Source organism: Arthrobacter sp. Leaf141 (assembly GCF_001424565.1).
Lineage (GTDB): Bacteria > Actinomycetota > Actinomycetes > Actinomycetales > Micrococcaceae > Arthrobacter.
Window position 1 is genome coordinate 85,962 of the sequence record NZ_LMOL01000010.1, and the last position, 15,890, is coordinate 101,851.

A 15,890-nucleotide genomic window follows, 5' to 3' on the forward strand; every position below is an offset into this window, starting at 1 on the left:
AAAATGGGCCGGATTTTGTTTTTAGAGGAAGGTTCATCACGTGGGGCGAGGCCGCGACAAGCAGGACAACGGCGCTGACAGTGCTGCCGGAGCTGGACCTGTGTCCCGCCACTCAGATGCTTCGGCCGCTGGCGCTGGCACTGCCCGGCACCTGGGACCCATCCGCCGGATGCCCATCTGGCTGAAGGCGGTCACTGCCGTCCTGGCGGTTGTGCTCGTAGGTGGCCTGGCCTTCGCCGGGTTCTGGTTCTTCCGGCTGCAGAACAACATCTCCAAGGCGCCCCTGAACGCCGGCGGCGGCAGCACCGAAGGCCAGGTTGATGACGCCAAGGGCAGGATGCAGATCCTGATCCTCGGTTCGGATACCCGCGACGGGAAAAACGCCGACTACGGGACAGCGGACCAGTCCACCGGATACGGGAACTCCGATGTGATGATGCTGATGGACATCTCCGAGGACAATAAGCGCGTCAGCGTGATCAGTTTCCCCCGCGACCTCCTGGTGGACATCCCGGAATGCACTGACGAGGACACCAAACAGACGTATCCGGCCCGCAGCGGCGTGATGATCAACGAAGCCATGGCTGAAGCCGGGATCGGCTGCGCAGTGGACACCGTCAACAAACTCACCGGCATGGAAGTGGACCACTTCATGATGGCCGACTTCAACGCGGTGAAGGAACTCTCCAACGCCGTGGGCGGCGTCGATGTCTGCATCAGCGACGCCGTCTACGATCCGGACTCCCGGCTGCGGCTGCCTGCGGGCACCTCCTCCGTAGAGGGCGAGCAGGCCCTTGCATTCCTCCGGACCCGCCACGCGTTTGCCGACGGCGGGGACCTCGGCCGGATCAAGGCCCAGCAGGGTTTCCTCTCCTCCCTCACCCGGAAGATCAAGGACGAAGGCACCCTGACGGACCCCGTGCGGATGCTGAAGATCGCCGACGTCGTCACCCAGAACCTGACGGTCGACCAGGGCCTGGGATCAGTTCCCACCCTGCTCACTATCGGCAACCGGCTCAAGGACATCGACGTCGGAAAGGTCGCCTTTGTGGCGGTCCCCACGGGGCCTGCCGCGTCTGATCCGAACCGGCTCGAAGTGGCTGAACCCGCGGCTTCGCAACTCTTCTCCGCATTGCGCAAGGACGTGGACCTGACGGATCCCACCGCGCCCACGTCGCCGTCGGCCAGCCCGTCCGCGGAGCCCAGCACGGCCCCGACGGAAACAGCCCCTGCCGTGGCGCCGTACGACAAGGCCCTGCAACCCGTCGCGGTGGCCAACGGCACCGGCGTCACTGGCCGGGCGCAGGAAATTGTGCAGGCCCTGGTCGCCGGCGGATTCACCCAGTCGACCTTCTTTGACGCAGCAGTGACCGGCCAGACCGTGGTTTACTACGGGGCGGACTTCGCCGACGTGGCCGCTGATACGGCGGCCCTGCTGGGCATCCCCGCCACACAGCTCGTCCCGTCAGCCAACGTCTACGGCGTGCAGGTGGCCCTCGGCAGCGACTTCCCCTCCGGCGTTACCTACGGTGCCGGCACCGCCCTCCCGGACGACATCGTCAGCCAGACCGCCGGTGACGCCGTGTGCCAGCAGGCAAACCCGGAGCTGATCGTCCGCTGACAGCGGTCCCGGCTTCCGGGGGCGAACGCCTCCGACGGTGCCGTTCACCCGTAAATCACCTATACGTCTTCCGGAGCATGCTCCCTACCTGGCCGGCTCCCACCCCGGGGTGCCGTCTATTAAGTCGGCGCCCAAGGGCGGCGACGTCACAAGGGCGGTGACTCCCTGTGCCTCAAGTTCATCCACAACAACGCGAAGCATTGTCTCTCCCATGGCCCGGGGGAGTTCACCTTTGGTGTCCAGATACGCCAGCGGTCCGTGAGACGTAAGGTAGTCGATGTGCATGCACCGTTCCATGGCGATATGGAGGGCCTCGGCAGCCTTGTCTGTTTGATCGGTGATGATAAGGAAGAACGGCGATGGGCATTGGGATGCTGCCGCGATACGCCCGAGCCTGGCAAAGCAGATGCAAGCGGGTTTAAAAGCGTAAGGTCCCGTCCCAAGGGGGACGGGACCTTCCGTGGAGAGCTACCAGATGTTGACGCGCTCGGCCGGCGGCATCCACATGCCGTCGGCTTCGGTGACGGTGAACGCGTCATGGAAGGCGTCGAGGTTCCTGGCGATGGCGTTGGTCCGGAACTCGTTGGGGGAGTGCGGGTCCGTGGCCAGGCGCCGGACGGCCTCCTCGGTCCGGATGACCTGCCGCCAACCGGCAGCCCAGGACGCAAAGAAACGCTGCTGCCCGGTCAACCCGTCCAGCTCTTCGGGCTCCTGGCCGTCCAGGCTGATGTGGTAGGCCTTGTAGGCGATGGCAAGGCCGGCGAGGTCGCCGATGTTTTCGCCCAGGGTGAGCCGGCCGTTGACGTTGTGACCCGGCGCAGCCGTCGGGGACAGCTCGTCATACTGGGCCACGAGTTTGGCGGTGAGGGCTTCGAACGCCTTCCGGTCCGCGTCCGTCCACCAGTTCCGCAACGCGCCGCCGCCGTCAAACTGCGAACCCTGATCATCAAAGCCGTGGCCGATCTCATGGCCGATAACGGCCCCGATGCCGCCGTAGTTCACGGCATCATCGGCGTCGGCGGTAAAGAACGGCGACTGGAGGATGGCGGCCGGGAAGACGATTTCGTTCATCATCGGGTGGTAGTACGCATTCACCGTCTGCGGTGTCATCAGCCATTTAGTGCGGTCCACGGGCTTGCCCACCTCGTCCAGGTGCCTGTCGACGTCGGCGTTGTGCGCACGCTCCACGTTGCCCAGCAGGTCCGCCGGATCAATCTCCACAGCGGAGTAGTCGATCCACTCGTCAGGGAAGCCGATCTTGGCCCGGAAGCCCTCAAGCTTCCGCAGGGCCTCTTCCTTGGTCTCGGCGCCCATCCATCCCACATCCTGAATGCTGCGGCGGTACGCCTCGATCAGGTTGGCCACGAGGGTCTGCATCCTGGCCTTATGGCTTTCCGGGAAATGCCGGGCCACATAGATCTGGCCCACGGCTTCGCCGAGCGCACCTTCCACAACACCCACGCCGCGCTTCCAGCGGTCCTTGTTGCGCGGCGTCCCACTGATGGTGGTGCCGTAGAAGGCGAAGTTTGTGTCCACAAAAGTACTGGAGAGATACGGTGCGGCGGCGCTGACCACACGCATCGCGAGCCAGTCCTGCCACGCCTGCAGCGGCTCGGATTCCAGCAGCGCCGCTGCGCCCACAAAAAAGTCAGGGGTGCTGACCACAATCTCTTCCCGTTTGGCGGCGTCGATGCCTGCAGCGTCAAACCAGGTGGCCAGGTGTGGGAAGAGGGCAGCGGATTCACCGGCGGTCTTCAGGTTGTATGTTTTCTGCGGGTCCCGCAGCGTGACGTTGTCCCAGTGGTGCGAAGCGAGGAGGGTTTCCAGTTGCACCACGCGTCCCGCGGCAGTTGCTGCGTCCGCCACTCCGGCCAGTGCCAGCATGGCCTGCACATGGTCCGTGTAGGCGGCCACCATGGGCGCGAATTTTTCCTCGCGGTAATACGATTCGTCCGGCAGGCCCAGCCCGCCCTGGCCGGTGTAAAGCAGGACGCGGTCCGGGTTGCCGGCGTCGGGTGCCGGATAAATGTAGAACAGGCCTCCGACGTCCGCGCGGAACAGGCGCCCCGCCAGGGCGATCAGGTCGGCTGCGGAGTCCGTGGCATACACATCGGCGAGCCGCTGGCGGATGGGTCCGATGCCCTTGGCTTCTGCCGCGGCCTCATCCATGAAGCTGGTGTAGAGGTCCCCGATCTTCCGCTCGATGCCACTGGCGGCGGCGCCCTTACCTGCCGCTTCCTCAATGATGGCGCGGACGGCGAGCTCTGAACCGTCCCGCAATGCGGTGAAGGTGCCTTCCAGCGGACGGTCGTCCGGGATTTCCGTTGCCTTGAGCCAGGTGCCGTTCACATGCTGGTACAGGTCATCCTGCGGCCGGACTGTGTGATCAATGGTGGAAAGGTCGATCCCCGATGTGGGCACTGAAACTCCTTTTGACGAAAGCGCCGCAGCCGGACACCGGCGGGCGTCTGCATGCTGGACGTTACGGACGGTGGTGCTCTTTCATCTTACGCACCCGTGTTACGCTCAAATGGTGCGTGCAGAGCTCCTCCTTCTTAGCTGCCGCGGCGAGGCCTCAGACGCTGTCTAGCGCAAGGCCCATCCTCGCCGCGGAGTCTGTGTTGTCCGGCCGTCCTTTTGAAAAGACCACAGAAAAGGCCCGATCGTAATGCATAACGCACAAAAAACCTCAGGAATGCCGGCCCACCGCTACGCCCCGTTCCAGGACCTCATTACCGTTGAACTGCCCGACCGCACCTGGCCGGACAAGGTCATCACGGCAGCACCGCGCTGGTGCGCCGTGGACCTGCGAGATGGCAACCAGGCCCTGATCGATCCCATGAGCCCTGCCCGCAAGATGAAGATGTTCGATCTGCTGGTCCGGATGGGCTACAAGGAAATCGAAGTCGGTTTCCCGTCCGCGTCGCAGACGGACTTCGACTTTGTCCGCCAGCTGATCGAGGGCAACCACATCCCGGAGGATGTGACCATCCAGGTCCTGACGCAGGCCCGCGAACACCTGATCGAGCGGACCTACGAGTCACTGGTCGGCGCCAAGCAGGCAATCGTGCACCTCTACAACTCCACCTCCGTGCTGCAGCGCCGTGTGGTGTTCAACCAGGACGAGGACGGCATCCTGGACATCGCGCTGCAGGGCGCGCGACTGTGCAAGAAGTACGAGGAAACCCTCGTGGACACGCACATCACTTACGAATACTCACCGGAATCCTTCACCGGCACCGAGCTGGAGTACGCCGTCCGGGTGTGCAACGCCGTCGCCGACGTCTTTGAGGCTTCCGCTGACAGCCAGGTCATCATTAACCTGCCTGCCACGGTGGAAATGGCCACGCCCAACGTTTACGCGGATTCAATCGAGTGGATGAGCCGCCACCTGCATCCGCGCGAGGGCATCATCCTGTCCCTGCACCCGCACAATGACCGGGGAACCGGCGTGGCCGCCGCCGAGCTGGGCTACATGGCCGGCGCGGACCGGATCGAGGGCTGCCTGTTCGGCAATGGCGAGCGGACCGGCAACGTGGACCTGGTCACCCTGGGCCTGAACCTGTTTGTGCAGGGCATCGATCCCATGATCGACTTTTCCAACATCGATGACGTCCGCCGCACCGTGGAGTACTGCAACCAACTGCCCGTCCCCGAGCGTTCCCCGTACGGCGGCGACCTGGTCTTCACGGCGTTCTCCGGCTCGCACCAGGACGCCATCAAGAAGGGCTTCGAAGCCCTGGAACGTGACGCCGCTGCTGCCGGCAAGGCCGTGGCGGACTACTCCTGGCAGGTTCCGTACCTGCCCGTTGATCCCAAGGACCTGGGCCGCAGCTACGAGGCAGTCATCCGCGTGAACTCCCAGTCCGGTAAAGGCGGCGTGGCGTACCTGCTGAAGAACGAGCACAGCCTGGATCTGCCCCGGCGCGCCCAGATCGAGTTCTCCGGCGTCATCCAGCGCCAGACCGACACCGTTGGCGGCGAGGTCAGTGGCGCCCAGCTCTGGAAGGTCTTCCAGGACGAGTACCTGCCGTCCGGGCAGTCCGACGGCCAGTGGGGCCAGTACTCGCTGGGCAAGGTCAGCACGGAAACGGACGCCGACGGCGGCATGACCCTGCACGCCTCACTCACCGTTGACGGCGTGGAAGTCAGCCGGACGGGCACCGGGAACGGGCCCATCGCCGCGCTGCTGTCCATCCTCCGGGAAGACGGCGTGGACGTCCGGGTCCTGGACTACAGCGAGCACGCGCTCTCCGAAGGCGGCAACGCCATGGCCGCGGCGTATGTCGAAGCCGCCGTGGGGGAGCGGGTCCTCTGGGGTGTTGGCATCGACGCCAACACCAGCATGTCCTCGCTGAAGGCCGTCATCTCCGCCGTCAACCGCGCCGTGCGGGACGCCCGGGCCTAATCCTGAAGCTGTGCCGCCGGATCCGTCCGGCGGCACAGCCGCACCCCCTTAAACGCAGGGTGCCCGCGCCCCGTACACGCGGGGCACGCGGGGGATGGGAAGATGGAGTGTGGCCCAACAGTCTTTCGCTTCCCGGGCGTACCGGGATGAAGCAGTGGTGCTCCGTACCCACAAGCTGGGCGAAGCGGACCGCATCATCACTCTCCTTACCAAACACCACGGCCAGGTCCGTGCCGTGGCCAAGGGCGTCCGCCGCACCAGCAGCCGTTTCGGCGCGCGGCTGGAACCCTTTATGGTCGCAGACCTTCAGCTGGTCGCGGGCCGCACCCTGGACATCGTCACCCAGGCCGTGGCCAAGGGGGCCTACGGCGGGAACATCGCCGCCGACTACGGCCGGTATACGGTGGCGGCGGCCATGACCGAGACCGCCGAAAAACTCACTGATGTGGACGGCGAAGCCGGGACTGCGCAGTACAACCTCCTGGTGGGCGCCCTGGCATCCCTGAGCCGGGAGGACCACGCCGCCGGCCTGATCCTGGACTCCTACCTGCTCCGGGCGCTGGCCACCGGCGGCTGGGCGCCGAGCTTTACCGTCTGCGCACGCTGCGGCAGGCCGGGACCCCACATGGCATTCTCGGCACCGCTTGGCGGCATGGTCTGCGCGGACTGCAGGCCGCCCGGTTCCCCCGCGCCGGCTGCGGAGACCGTGATCCTGCTGGGCGCCCTGCTCACCGGTGACTGGCCCACCGCGGACGGTTCCGCCGCCGTGCACCGCCGCGAAGCCGCCGGCCTGGTGGCCGCCTACCTGCAGTGGCACCTTGAACGAGTCCTGAAATCCCTCAAGCATGTGGAGCGTACCTGACAGTGGCCCTGGGCAAAAAGCACCCCACCACCCGCCGGCGGACCCAACCGGTCATCGCCCCGTACCCGCACCCCTCAGGGGCGGTGGCCCCGGCGATCCCCGCCGAATTTGTGCCCCGCCATGTGGCCATTGTTATGGACGGCAACGGGCGCTGGGCAAACCAGCGCGGGCTGCCCCGGATAGAAGGGCACAAGGCGGGCGAACCCGCCCTGCTGGACGTTATGGCCGGTGCCATTGAACTGGGCATCGAATACGTCAGTGTCTACGCGTTCTCCACAGAGAACTGGCGCCGTTCCCCGGAGGAAGTGCGTTTCCTGATGGGATTTAACAAGGACGTGCTACGCAGGCAGCGGAATCAGCTGGATGAGTGGGGCGTAAGGGTGCGCTGGTCCGGCCGCCGCCCCCGGCTGTGGGGCTCCGTGATCCGCGAACTCGAGGATGCCGAGGAGTTCACCGCAGGCAACAGCACCTGTACGTTGAACATGTGTGTTAATTACGGTGGCCGGGCCGAAATCACGGACGCCGTGTCCGCGATTGCCGCCGAGGTTGCCGCCGGCCGGCTGAAGCCCGGTGCCATCACTGAGCGCACCATCCAGAAATACCTGGACGAACCGGACCTCCCCGATGTGGACCTATTCCTGCGCAGCTCGGGGGAGCAGCGGCTCTCCAACTTCCTGCTGTGGCAATCCGCGTATGCCGAGTTTGTTTTTATGGACACCCTCTGGCCGGACGTGGACCGCCGCACCCTGTGGACCGCCGTCGAGGAATACGCCCGGCGCGACCGCCGCTACGGCGGCGCGGTGGACGCCGCGAAGCCGGCCGGCCATCCATAGCAGCAGATAGCAGCAGCGGCTTAAATGCCGGCTGTCCCATAGGCGCGGAGCCAGCGGGCCAGCCTCGCATAGGCGTCCGCGCGGACCTTCTCGGGTGACAGGAAGACATCATGCAGTGCGCCCCCAATCTTCTCCACTGTCACCGTGGTGCCCAAGCCGAAAGCGCGGGCGCCGATGGCATGCACATCCAGGACAGCGTCAGTGCGCCGCATTTCCTCCGACCAGACCATCCCGTTGGCGCTGCCCTGCGATAACAGCACCAGCACCGGAACATCAAGCCGCAGGCCCTTTGCCACACGGGCTTGCCCGGCAAGGATGGCGCTCAGCCAGCCGGCCCTCACAGGGAAGGCCATGGGCGGCCGGTAAGCGTCGTCAAGGTCCCATTCGCCTTCGGCCGAGCTGCTGATGGTCCGCCAGTAGAACCCACGCTCCGGCAGCCGCAGGACTGTTTCCGGCCGGCGCCGGGCCAGCGGCCCCACCAGGCCCGATGCGGCACGCCGGACCAGGTGGCTGCCGTGCATTTCCAGCCAGGGGCTGTTGAGGACAAGACCGGAAAGTGCTTCGGGATTCCGGCTGGCCCACAATGATGCCACCAGGCCGCCGGTGGAGTGGCCCATCAGGGTCAACGGCCCGGCCGCCCCGTCCGCCCGGATCAGGTCCCACGCCCGGCTTATTTCGGGGTCGTAGTCGGCCAGGTCGGCGACGTAGCCGCCGGGGCTTCCCGGTTGCAGGCTCCGGCCGTGGTTGTGCATGTCCAGTGCGTAAAACGCGTACCCGGCCGATTCCCAGAAGCGGGCCAGGTCCGTATTAAAGAAGTAGTCGCTCCAGCCGTGCAGGAACAGCACCGCAGCCTTCGGGTTCCGACCCGGAGCGGGCGTGGCCGGCCGGTACCTGATGAGCGTGGCGGTGCGTGCCACGCCGTCCGGTCCGGCGGCGGAAAAGGGCCGGGAGGTGAATTCCGGTCCCAGGAAGTCCTGTTGCCATGCCATGGGCCCATGCTATTGCGTCACCCGTTTGGTCTGGGCCGCCGGAGACGGAAAACTAGAGGCATGCGCGTTTATCCCACATTCTTCAAGCTGGCATTTTCCTGGATGGACGCCGAGCGCGCCCACACGATCGGCTTCAAAGCCATCAGGCTCGCGCACACCACCGGTGCCGGGAAGGTCCTGCAGAAGTTCACGGCCCCCGCGGCTTCACTCCAGACCACCGCGTTCGGCCTGACGTTCCCGTCCCCGTTCGGCCTGGCTGCCGGGTTTGATAAGGAAGGCCACGGCATCGAGGCCCTGGCTGAACTCGGTTTCGGCCACGTCGAGGTGGGAACCATCACCGGCCAGGCGCAGCCCGGCAACGAGAAGCCCAGGCTCTTCCGCCTGGTTCAGGACCGCGCGGTGATCAACCGGATGGGCTTCAACAACGACGGCGCCGCCGCCGTGGCTCCCCGGCTCAAGGCGGCACGGGCTGCTTTGCAGCGCCGGCATCCTTCGGTGCGCCCGGTCATCGGCGTCAACATCGGCAAGACCAAAACCGTGGAACTCGCGGAGGCCGTGGACGACTACCTGGTCAGCGCCCGGACGTTGGCGCCGGTAGCCGACTACCTGGTGGTCAACGTCAGTTCTCCCAACACTCCCGGCCTCAGGCTCCTCCAGGACGTGGAAACCCTGCGCCCGCTGCTGACGGCTGTGGGCGACGAAGCAGACAGGGCAGCCGGGCGGCACGTTCCGCTGCTGGTGAAGATCGCCCCGGACCTGAGCAACGAGGACATCGATGACGTCGCCCGGCTGGCGCTGGACCTGAAGCTCGACGGCATCATCGCCACCAACACCACGATCGCCCGGTCCGGGCTCAGCACCCCGGCGGACCAGGTGGAGGCCCGCGGGGCGGGCGGACTGTCTGGCGCTCCGCTCAAGCAGCGCTCCCTGGAAGTCCTTCGCCGGCTCAAGGCTGCCACCGGTGATGCACTGACCCTGGTCGCCGTCGGCGGCGTCGAAACAGGCCAGGACGTCCAGGACAGGCTCGATGCCGGCGCAACCCTGGTCCAGGGCTACACCGCGTTCCTCTACGAGGGGCCCTTCTGGGCTGCCGGCGTCAACCGGCACCTGGCCAGGAACCGCCGCCGCTGATTCCCGGCCCCAGCCCGGGTCCGGCTTAAAAAGACAAAAGGTGGGCCCCGGCGGATTTTTCCGCCGGGGCCCACCTTTCGGGTTTGCGCTGCTGGGTTCGGTGGGTCAGGAAGGGAACTGGCCGCGCCGGACCTGCGGCTTGGGCAGGCGCAGCTTGCGGAACTGCAGGGACCGCATGGACCCGTACCAGACGGTGCCGCGTTCCACCTCGCCGAACTTCTGGGCCAGCAGCTTCTTCAGCTTGCGGGAAATCAGGTACACGTCCACAAACACGGCCAGGAACATCACCCAGAACGCGCCCAGGACGTAGATCATCAGCTCGCTGCTGGCCGGCACCAGCAAGGAAACGAGCACAAAGACCAGCGCGCCGAACATCAGGAACTCGCCAAGGCTGAAGCGGGCATCCACGTAATCGCGGGCAAACCTCTTCTGCGGGCCCTTGTCGCGCAGGGGCAGGAACTTCTCGTCACCCGTGTCCAGTGCGTGCCGCATCTTCTGCCGCTGATCGGCAATGACCTGGCGCTCGGCGGCTTTGGACGCCTTGCGGTCCTCAGGCACCAGCGGGCGCTTGCGCGCAGCTTCCTGCGCCCTGCGGGTGGGAGTCGGTGCCCCTTTGCCGATGGCGCCGTTGCGCTGCGCCGCCGCTTCCGCGGCCTGCTGGTCTACTGTCTCCTGCGCCGAGGGCGCTTCCTTTTTACGTCCGAACACCACAACAGAATACCTTGCGGGAGCCCGCCGGGCTGCTGGCGGCCGGGCCTGCCCTGGCGGCCGATGTGACGGGGGTAATGTTTTGGCCATGACTTCTTCACCTGCTGCCACCCCGCACAACGCCCCCGGCCCCACACCTTCGGGCCCTGCCGGCACCCCCTGGACGGAAGACCTCCGTACCTCGATCGGCAATGCGTTCGGGCGGACCCTCACCCACCTCAAGGAGCTCGTGGCCATTCCGGGCATCGCGTGGCCCAGTTTCGACAGGGCGCCGCTGGAAACCAGCGCCGGGGCTGTTGCCGCCCTCCTGCACACCGCCGGAGTGTCCGATGTCCAGATCCTCGCCTGCAACAAACCGGACGGCACCCCCGGAGGTCCCGCCGTCGTCGGCCGCCGCCCGGCTGCGCCCGGCAAGCCGACCATCCTGCTCTACGCCCACCACGACGTGCAGCCCCCCGGCGACGAAGCGCTCTGGGAATCCGATCCCTTTACTGCGGTGGAAAAGGACGGCCGCCTTTACGGCAGGGGCGCCGCGGATGACAAGGCCGGCATCATGGCGCACGTGGCCGCTTACGCCGCGGTCACCGAAGTCCTCGGCGACGAACTGGGCCTCGGCGTGACCTTCTTCTTTGAGGGGGAGGAGGAGGCCGGCTCACCCACGTTCCGCGCGTTCCTCGAGACGCACCGCGAACTGCTCCGCGCCGACGTCATTGTGGTGGCGGACTCCAGCAACTGGAAAGTGGGCATCCCGGCCCTGACCACCAGCCTCCGTGGCCTCGTGGATGGCGTCGTTGAGGTCCAGGTCCTGGACCACGCCGTGCACTCCGGCATGTTCGGCGGACCGGTTCTGGACGCGCCGACCCTTCTGTCCCGCCTGATCGCCACCCTGCATAACGACGACGGCTCCGTGGCCATCAAGGGCCTGGTCGCCACGGACAACGCCACGGTGGACATGGCGGAAGCCGACTACCGTGCCGACGCTTCGGTGCTCGACGGCGTCCGGCTGGCCGGGTCCGGCAGCCTCGCGTCCCGCCTGTGGACCAAGCCCGCGCTGTCGATCATCGGTTTCGACGCACCGGCCGTGGACGTCGCCTCCAACACCCTGATCCCGCGCGCCAGGGCAAAGTTCAGCCTGCGGCTGGCTCCCGGCCAGGACCCGGCCGAGGCGATGGCCGCTGTCAAGGCCCACGTGGAGGCCAACGCGCCGTTCGGGGCGAAAGTGGTGTTCACCCCGGGGGAGAGCGGCAACCCCTTCCAGACCGACACGTCCTCCGCCGCCGCGTCCCTGGCCATGTGGGCGCTGGGGGAAGCCTGGGGAGTCCCCGCCGTCGAAACCGGAATTGGCGGCTCCATCCCCTTCATTGCCGACCTCACGGAACTTTATCCGGACGTCCAGATCCTGGTGACGGGTGTGGAAGACCCGGATTCACGGGCGCACAGCGCCAACGAATCGTTGCACCTGGCCGACTTCCGGAACGCCATCCTGGCAGAGTCCCTCCTGCTGGCGCGGTTGAACCGTGACGGGCTGCAGTAGCCGGGCATCCAGCCGCGTTTCCAGGGAACAAGCAGAGCCCTTCCACGGTTACGCAAGGAGTTAGAGCTATACGTCTGTCCGACGTAGCATGTAGCTATAGCCCATACCCAATCCGTAGGGGCAGGCGCCGCTGAGGCGGCGCTGCCAGGACCGTCCTAAGAAGGTAGGCCAATGAGCACCGCAACCAATGAGAACAGCACCGAAACCACCAGCGCAGCCAGTGATGAACTGGCCGTCCACGAGGTCAAGCTGACCGACGTCGCCGCAGGCAAGGTACGCAGCCTTCTCGAACAGGAAGGCCGCACCGACCTGCGCCTCCGGGTTGCCGTGCAGCCCGGTGGCTGTTCCGGCCTGATTTACCAGCTCTACTTCGATGAGCGGCTCCTTGACGGGGACGCAGTCCGCGATTACGACGGTGTCGAGGTGGTAGTGGACAAGATGAGCGTCCCTTACCTCTCCGGTGCCAGCATCGACTTCGAGGACACCATCGCCAAACAGGGCTTCACCATTGACAATCCGAACGCAGGCGGCTCATGCGCCTGCGGCGATTCGTTCCACTAAGCCGGTTCTTTCACCTGATGCCGGCGCCGTGCCCTCTGCCGTGGAAAACGGCAGGGGGACGCGGCGCCGACATGTGGGCGAAACGCCCGGCGGAGCGGTAAGCTCTACACCGAGTAGTAAAACTTTTAGTGTGCCCGGGGAGCCTAAGGCTGGCCGGACAACAGCATCAAGTAGGAAGGGCCGTCTGTGAGTTCGCAGAACCGAACCGGCAGCCGACGCAAAACGATCTCATCGATCACTGGCTTGGCAATTGCCGGCGCGTTGGTTTTGACCGGATGTTCGCCAGAGGTAGAGAGAGGGTGGCTGCCCACTGAACGTGGCACCACCAGCAACACCGATCGCATCATGGACCTCTGGGTCAACTCATGGATTGCAGCCCTGGTTGTGGGCATCATCACGTGGGGCCTGATCGTCTGGTGCCTGGTGGCCTACCGCCGACGCAAGGGCACCGTAGGGTTCCCCCGGCAGACCAGCTTCAACCTCCCGCTGGAAGTCTTTTACCTGACCATCCCGCTGTTCATGGTGCTGGTGTTCTTCTACTTCACCGACCGGGACCAGGCGGCCATCGATGACCGCTCCCAGCCCGCCGACGTCGTTGTTGATGTCCGCGGCAAGCAGTGGGCCTGGGACTTCAACTACAAGTCCGGCAGCGTCATCGAAGAAGACCTGCACGAGGCCGGCGTCCAGGCGCACCTCACCGGCAACACCATTGACAAGGAACTGCTTCCCACGCTGTACCTGCCCGTCAACAAGTCCGTGGACCTCGAGCTCAACGCCCGCGACGTCATCCACTCCTTCTGGGTTCCCGCCTTCCTGCAGAAGCGCGACATGATCCCTGGCAAGACCAACTACATCCGGTTCACCCCCACCAAGGAGGGAACCTATGACGGTAAGTGCGCCGAACTTTGCGGCGAGTACCACTCCGAAATGCTGTTCCGCGTCAAGGTGGTCTCGGAGGCCGAATTCCAGACCCACATGGACGGGCTCCGGGCGGCAGGCAACACAGGCCTCCTGGGTGCGGAATACGACCGCAACCCGAACCTGAACGAAATTAAGTAAGGGGAGCGACGTGGCTACGTACACTCAATCCGCACCCACCGAAGCCTTGTCGGCTCCCGTGGTTCCGAAGTCCAAGGGGCGCATCGTCGTCAACTGGATCACCTCCACCGACCACAAGACCATCGGGTACATGTACCTGATCGCGTCCTTCGTGTTCTTCTGCTTCGGCGGCGTTATGGCCTTGCTGATCCGCGCCGAGCTCTTCGAGCCCGGCATGCAGATCCTGCAGACCAAAGAGCAGTACAACCAGCTGTTCACCATGCACGGCACCGTGATGCTGCTGATGTTTGCAACGCCGCTCTTTGCCGGCTTCGCAAACGTCATCATGCCGCTGCAGATCGGTGCACCCGACGTCGCCTTCCCGCGGCTGAACGCACTGGCCTTCTGGTTCTTCCTGTTCGGCTCCACCATCGCGGTGTCCGGCTTCATCACCCCGCAGGGTGCTGCCTCGTTCGGCTGGTTCGCTTACGCGCCGCTGTCCAACACCACGTTCAGCCCCGGCATCGGTGGCGACCTGTGGGTGTTCGGCCTGGCACTGTCAGGCTTCGGCACCATCCTCGGTGCGGTCAACTTCATCACCACCATCATCTGCATGCGCGCCCCGGGCATGACCATGTGGCGGATGCCCATCTTCACCTGGAACACCCTGGTCACCGCCATCCTGGTGCTCATGGCCTTCCCGCCACTGGCTGCCGCCCTGTTCGCCCTCGGTGCCGACCGCCGGTTCGGTGCACACATCTTCGACCCCGAAAACGGCGGTGCCGTCCTCTGGCAGCACCTGTTCTGGTTCTTCGGCCACCCCGAGGTGTACATCATCGCGCTGCCGTTCTTCGGCATCGTCTCCGAGATCTTCCCGGTCTTCAGCCGCAAGCCGATCTTCGGCTACAAGGGCCTGGTGTACGCCACCATCGCCATTGCTGCCCTCTCCGTCACCGTGTGGGCCCACCACATGTACGTCACGGGCTCGGTCCTGCTGCCGTTCTTCGCCTTTATGACCATGCTGATCGCGGTACCCACGGGTGTGAAGTTCTTCAACTGGATCGGCACCATGTGGCGCGGTTCCATTACCTTCGAGACGCCCATGCTCTGGAGCATCGGCTTCCTCATCACGTTCCTCTTCGGTGGCCTGACCGGCATCATCCTGGCTTCGCCGCCCCTGGACTTCCACGTCTCGGACTCCTATTTCGTGGTGGCGCACTTCCACTACGTGGTCTTCGGCACCGTCGTGTTCGCCATGTTCGCCGGCTTCTACTTCTGGTGGCCCAAGTGGACCGGCAAAATGCTCAACGAACGCCTGGGCAAGATCCACTTCTGGCTCCTGTTCCTTGGCTTCCACGGCACCTTCCTGATCCAGCACTGGCTGGGCGTCGAGGGCATGCCCCGCCGCTACGCGGACTACCTGGTGGAGGACAACTTCACCTGGATGAACCAGTTCTCCACCATCGCCTCGTTCGTCCTGGGCGCGTCACTGATCCCGTTCTTCTGGAACGTGTACATCACCTGGCGCAGCGCTGAGCGGGTCACCGTGGATGATCCCTGGGGCTTCGGGGCTTCGCTGGAGTGGGCCACGTCCTGCCCGCCGCCGCGCCACAACTTCACCTCGTTGCCCCGGATCCGTTCCGAGCGCCCCGCACTGGACCTGCACCACCCGGAACTCCGCCAGGTCCACACCGTTGACTCACCCGCGCCTGCTGCAAAAACGCTGGGTAACGCCGACCAGAAGGACACCGCACAGTGAAAATCGAATCTTGGATCTTTGGTGCGGGTGTTTTCTTCTTCATTCCCGTATCGATTGTTTACGGCTTCCTGACCAACTGGCACGAATGGGTCGGCACCCTGGGAATCCTCCTCGTGGGTGGGCTGTCCGGCATGATCGGCGGCTACCTCGGCTTCACCGGCAAGCGGGTAGGCATGCGCCCCGAGGACCGAAGCGACGCTGAGATCCACGAAGGCGCCGGCGAGCAGGGCCACTTCAGCCCCTGGAGCTGGTGGCCACTGGTCCTCGGCATCGCCTGCGCCACCGGGTTCCTTGGCCTGGCACTTGGCTGGTGGATCGTATTCATCGCCGCCGGCCTTGCTGTAGTTGCACTCGTTGGCTGGGTTTACGAATACAGCCGCGGCGACCACGCGCACTAACTGCATAACAGACGTACGACGGCGGGCCCCACCAAATTTGGTGGGGCC

Annotated in this window: 14 protein-coding genes; 10 read left to right on the forward strand and 4 right to left on the reverse strand. The window is 65.3% G+C overall.

The window, feature by feature from the left end:
* Positions 1-40 precede the first annotated feature (40 nt).
* Positions 41-1,621 (forward strand): LCP family protein, encoded by a 1,581-nt coding sequence (locus tag ASF72_RS09345; RefSeq protein WP_056598236.1) that lies wholly within the window; start codon positions 41-43, stop codon positions 1,619-1,621.
* An 84-nt stretch (positions 1,622-1,705) separates the two neighbouring features.
* Here the strand turns inward: ASF72_RS09345 and ASF72_RS09350 are convergent, their stop codons facing one another.
* Together ASF72_RS09350 and ASF72_RS09355 are read right to left on the reverse strand one after the other, a co-directional pair.
* Positions 1,706-1,906, reverse strand: a complete 201-nt coding sequence (locus ASF72_RS09350; RefSeq protein ID WP_056598239.1) for a hypothetical protein — start codon at positions 1,904-1,906, stop codon at positions 1,706-1,708.
* A gap of 183 nt (positions 1,907-2,089) precedes the next feature.
* Positions 2,090-4,042 (reverse strand): M13 family metallopeptidase, encoded by a 1,953-nt coding sequence (locus ASF72_RS09355; RefSeq protein WP_056598240.1) that lies wholly within the window; start codon positions 4,040-4,042, stop codon positions 2,090-2,092.
* A gap of 247 nt (positions 4,043-4,289) precedes the next feature.
* On the opposite strand from ASF72_RS09355, the gene leuA reads away from it, so the two are divergent.
* The 3 genes from leuA to ASF72_RS09370 all read left to right on the forward strand — a co-directional run bounded on the left by leuA (position 4,290) and on the right by ASF72_RS09370 (position 7,724).
* Positions 4,290-6,029: a 2-isopropylmalate synthase gene (gene leuA / locus ASF72_RS09360; RefSeq protein WP_050684703.1), complete on the forward strand. Its 1,740-nt coding sequence runs from the start codon at positions 4,290-4,292 to the stop codon at positions 6,027-6,029.
* Between the two features lie 109 nt (positions 6,030-6,138).
* Positions 6,139-6,891, forward strand: coding sequence for a DNA repair protein RecO (gene recO / locus ASF72_RS09365; protein ID WP_056598243.1), 753 nt, complete (start codon positions 6,139-6,141; stop codon positions 6,889-6,891).
* Positions 6,892-6,893: 2 nt separating this feature from the next.
* Positions 6,894-7,724, forward strand: coding sequence for an isoprenyl transferase (locus ASF72_RS09370; RefSeq protein WP_050684705.1), 831 nt, complete (start codon positions 6,894-6,896; stop codon positions 7,722-7,724).
* Positions 7,725-7,744: 20 nt separating this feature from the next.
* Here the strand turns inward: ASF72_RS09370 and ASF72_RS09375 are convergent, their stop codons facing one another.
* The gene (locus ASF72_RS09375; RefSeq protein ID WP_056598246.1) at positions 7,745-8,713 is read right to left on the reverse strand and encodes an alpha/beta hydrolase; all 969 of its coding nucleotides are present in this window, start codon (positions 8,711-8,713) and stop codon (positions 7,745-7,747) included.
* A gap of 60 nt (positions 8,714-8,773) precedes the next feature.
* On the opposite strand from ASF72_RS09375, the gene ASF72_RS09380 reads away from it, so the two are divergent.
* Complete coding sequence (locus ASF72_RS09380) at positions 8,774-9,844, forward strand: quinone-dependent dihydroorotate dehydrogenase (RefSeq protein WP_050684707.1); 1,071 nt, start codon at positions 8,774-8,776, stop codon at positions 9,842-9,844.
* A gap of 105 nt (positions 9,845-9,949) precedes the next feature.
* On the opposite strand, the gene ASF72_RS09385 is transcribed toward ASF72_RS09380, so the two are convergent.
* Positions 9,950-10,552, reverse strand: coding sequence for a DUF3043 domain-containing protein (locus ASF72_RS09385; RefSeq protein ID WP_050684717.1), 603 nt, complete (start codon positions 10,550-10,552; stop codon positions 9,950-9,952).
* Positions 10,553-10,640: 88 nt separating this feature from the next.
* Here ASF72_RS09385 and ASF72_RS09390 point away from each other — a divergent pair, with 88 nt between their 5' ends.
* From ASF72_RS09390 to ASF72_RS09410, 5 genes are all read left to right on the forward strand, one after another.
* On the forward strand, positions 10,641-12,086 hold the full coding sequence (locus ASF72_RS09390; protein ID WP_056598250.1) for a dipeptidase: 1,446 nt from the start codon (positions 10,641-10,643) through the stop codon (positions 12,084-12,086).
* Between the two features lie 171 nt (positions 12,087-12,257).
* On the forward strand, positions 12,258-12,647 hold the full coding sequence (locus ASF72_RS09395) for a HesB/IscA family protein (protein ID WP_050684709.1): 390 nt from the start codon (positions 12,258-12,260) through the stop codon (positions 12,645-12,647).
* Positions 12,648-12,833: 186 nt separating this feature from the next.
* Positions 12,834-13,706, forward strand: coding sequence for an aa3-type cytochrome oxidase subunit II (gene ctaC, locus ASF72_RS09400; RefSeq protein ID WP_050684710.1), 873 nt, complete (start codon positions 12,834-12,836; stop codon positions 13,704-13,706).
* Positions 13,707-13,716: 10 nt separating this feature from the next.
* Complete coding sequence (gene ctaD / locus ASF72_RS09405; protein WP_050684711.1) at positions 13,717-15,444, forward strand: aa3-type cytochrome oxidase subunit I; 1,728 nt, start codon at positions 13,717-13,719, stop codon at positions 15,442-15,444.
* A complete protein-coding gene (locus ASF72_RS09410; RefSeq protein WP_050684712.1) occupies positions 15,441-15,842 on the forward strand; it encodes a cytochrome c oxidase subunit 4 in 402 nt (133 codons plus the stop codon). Before ctaD ends, ASF72_RS09410 begins: the two co-directional genes overlap by 4 nt.
* The last annotated feature ends 48 nt before the right edge of the window (positions 15,843-15,890 follow it).

Coding starts and splice junctions, on each gene's coding strand:
- ASF72_RS09350 (WP_056598239.1), bottom strand. CDS start 1,906: ATGCACATCGACTACCTTACGTCTCACGGACCGCTGGCGTATCTGGAC.
- ASF72_RS09375 (WP_056598246.1), bottom strand. CDS start 8,713: ATGGCATGGCAACAGGACTTCCTGGGACCGGAATTCACCTCCCGGCCC.
- ASF72_RS09395 (WP_050684709.1), top strand. CDS start 12,258: ATGAGCACCGCAACCAATGAGAACAGCACCGAAACCACCAGCGCAGCC.
- ASF72_RS09390 (WP_056598250.1), top strand. CDS start 10,641: ATGACTTCTTCACCTGCTGCCACCCCGCACAACGCCCCCGGCCCCACA.
- ASF72_RS09380 (WP_050684707.1), top strand. CDS start 8,774: ATGCGCGTTTATCCCACATTCTTCAAGCTGGCATTTTCCTGGATGGAC.
- leuA (WP_050684703.1), top strand. CDS start 4,290: ATGCATAACGCACAAAAAACCTCAGGAATGCCGGCCCACCGCTACGCC.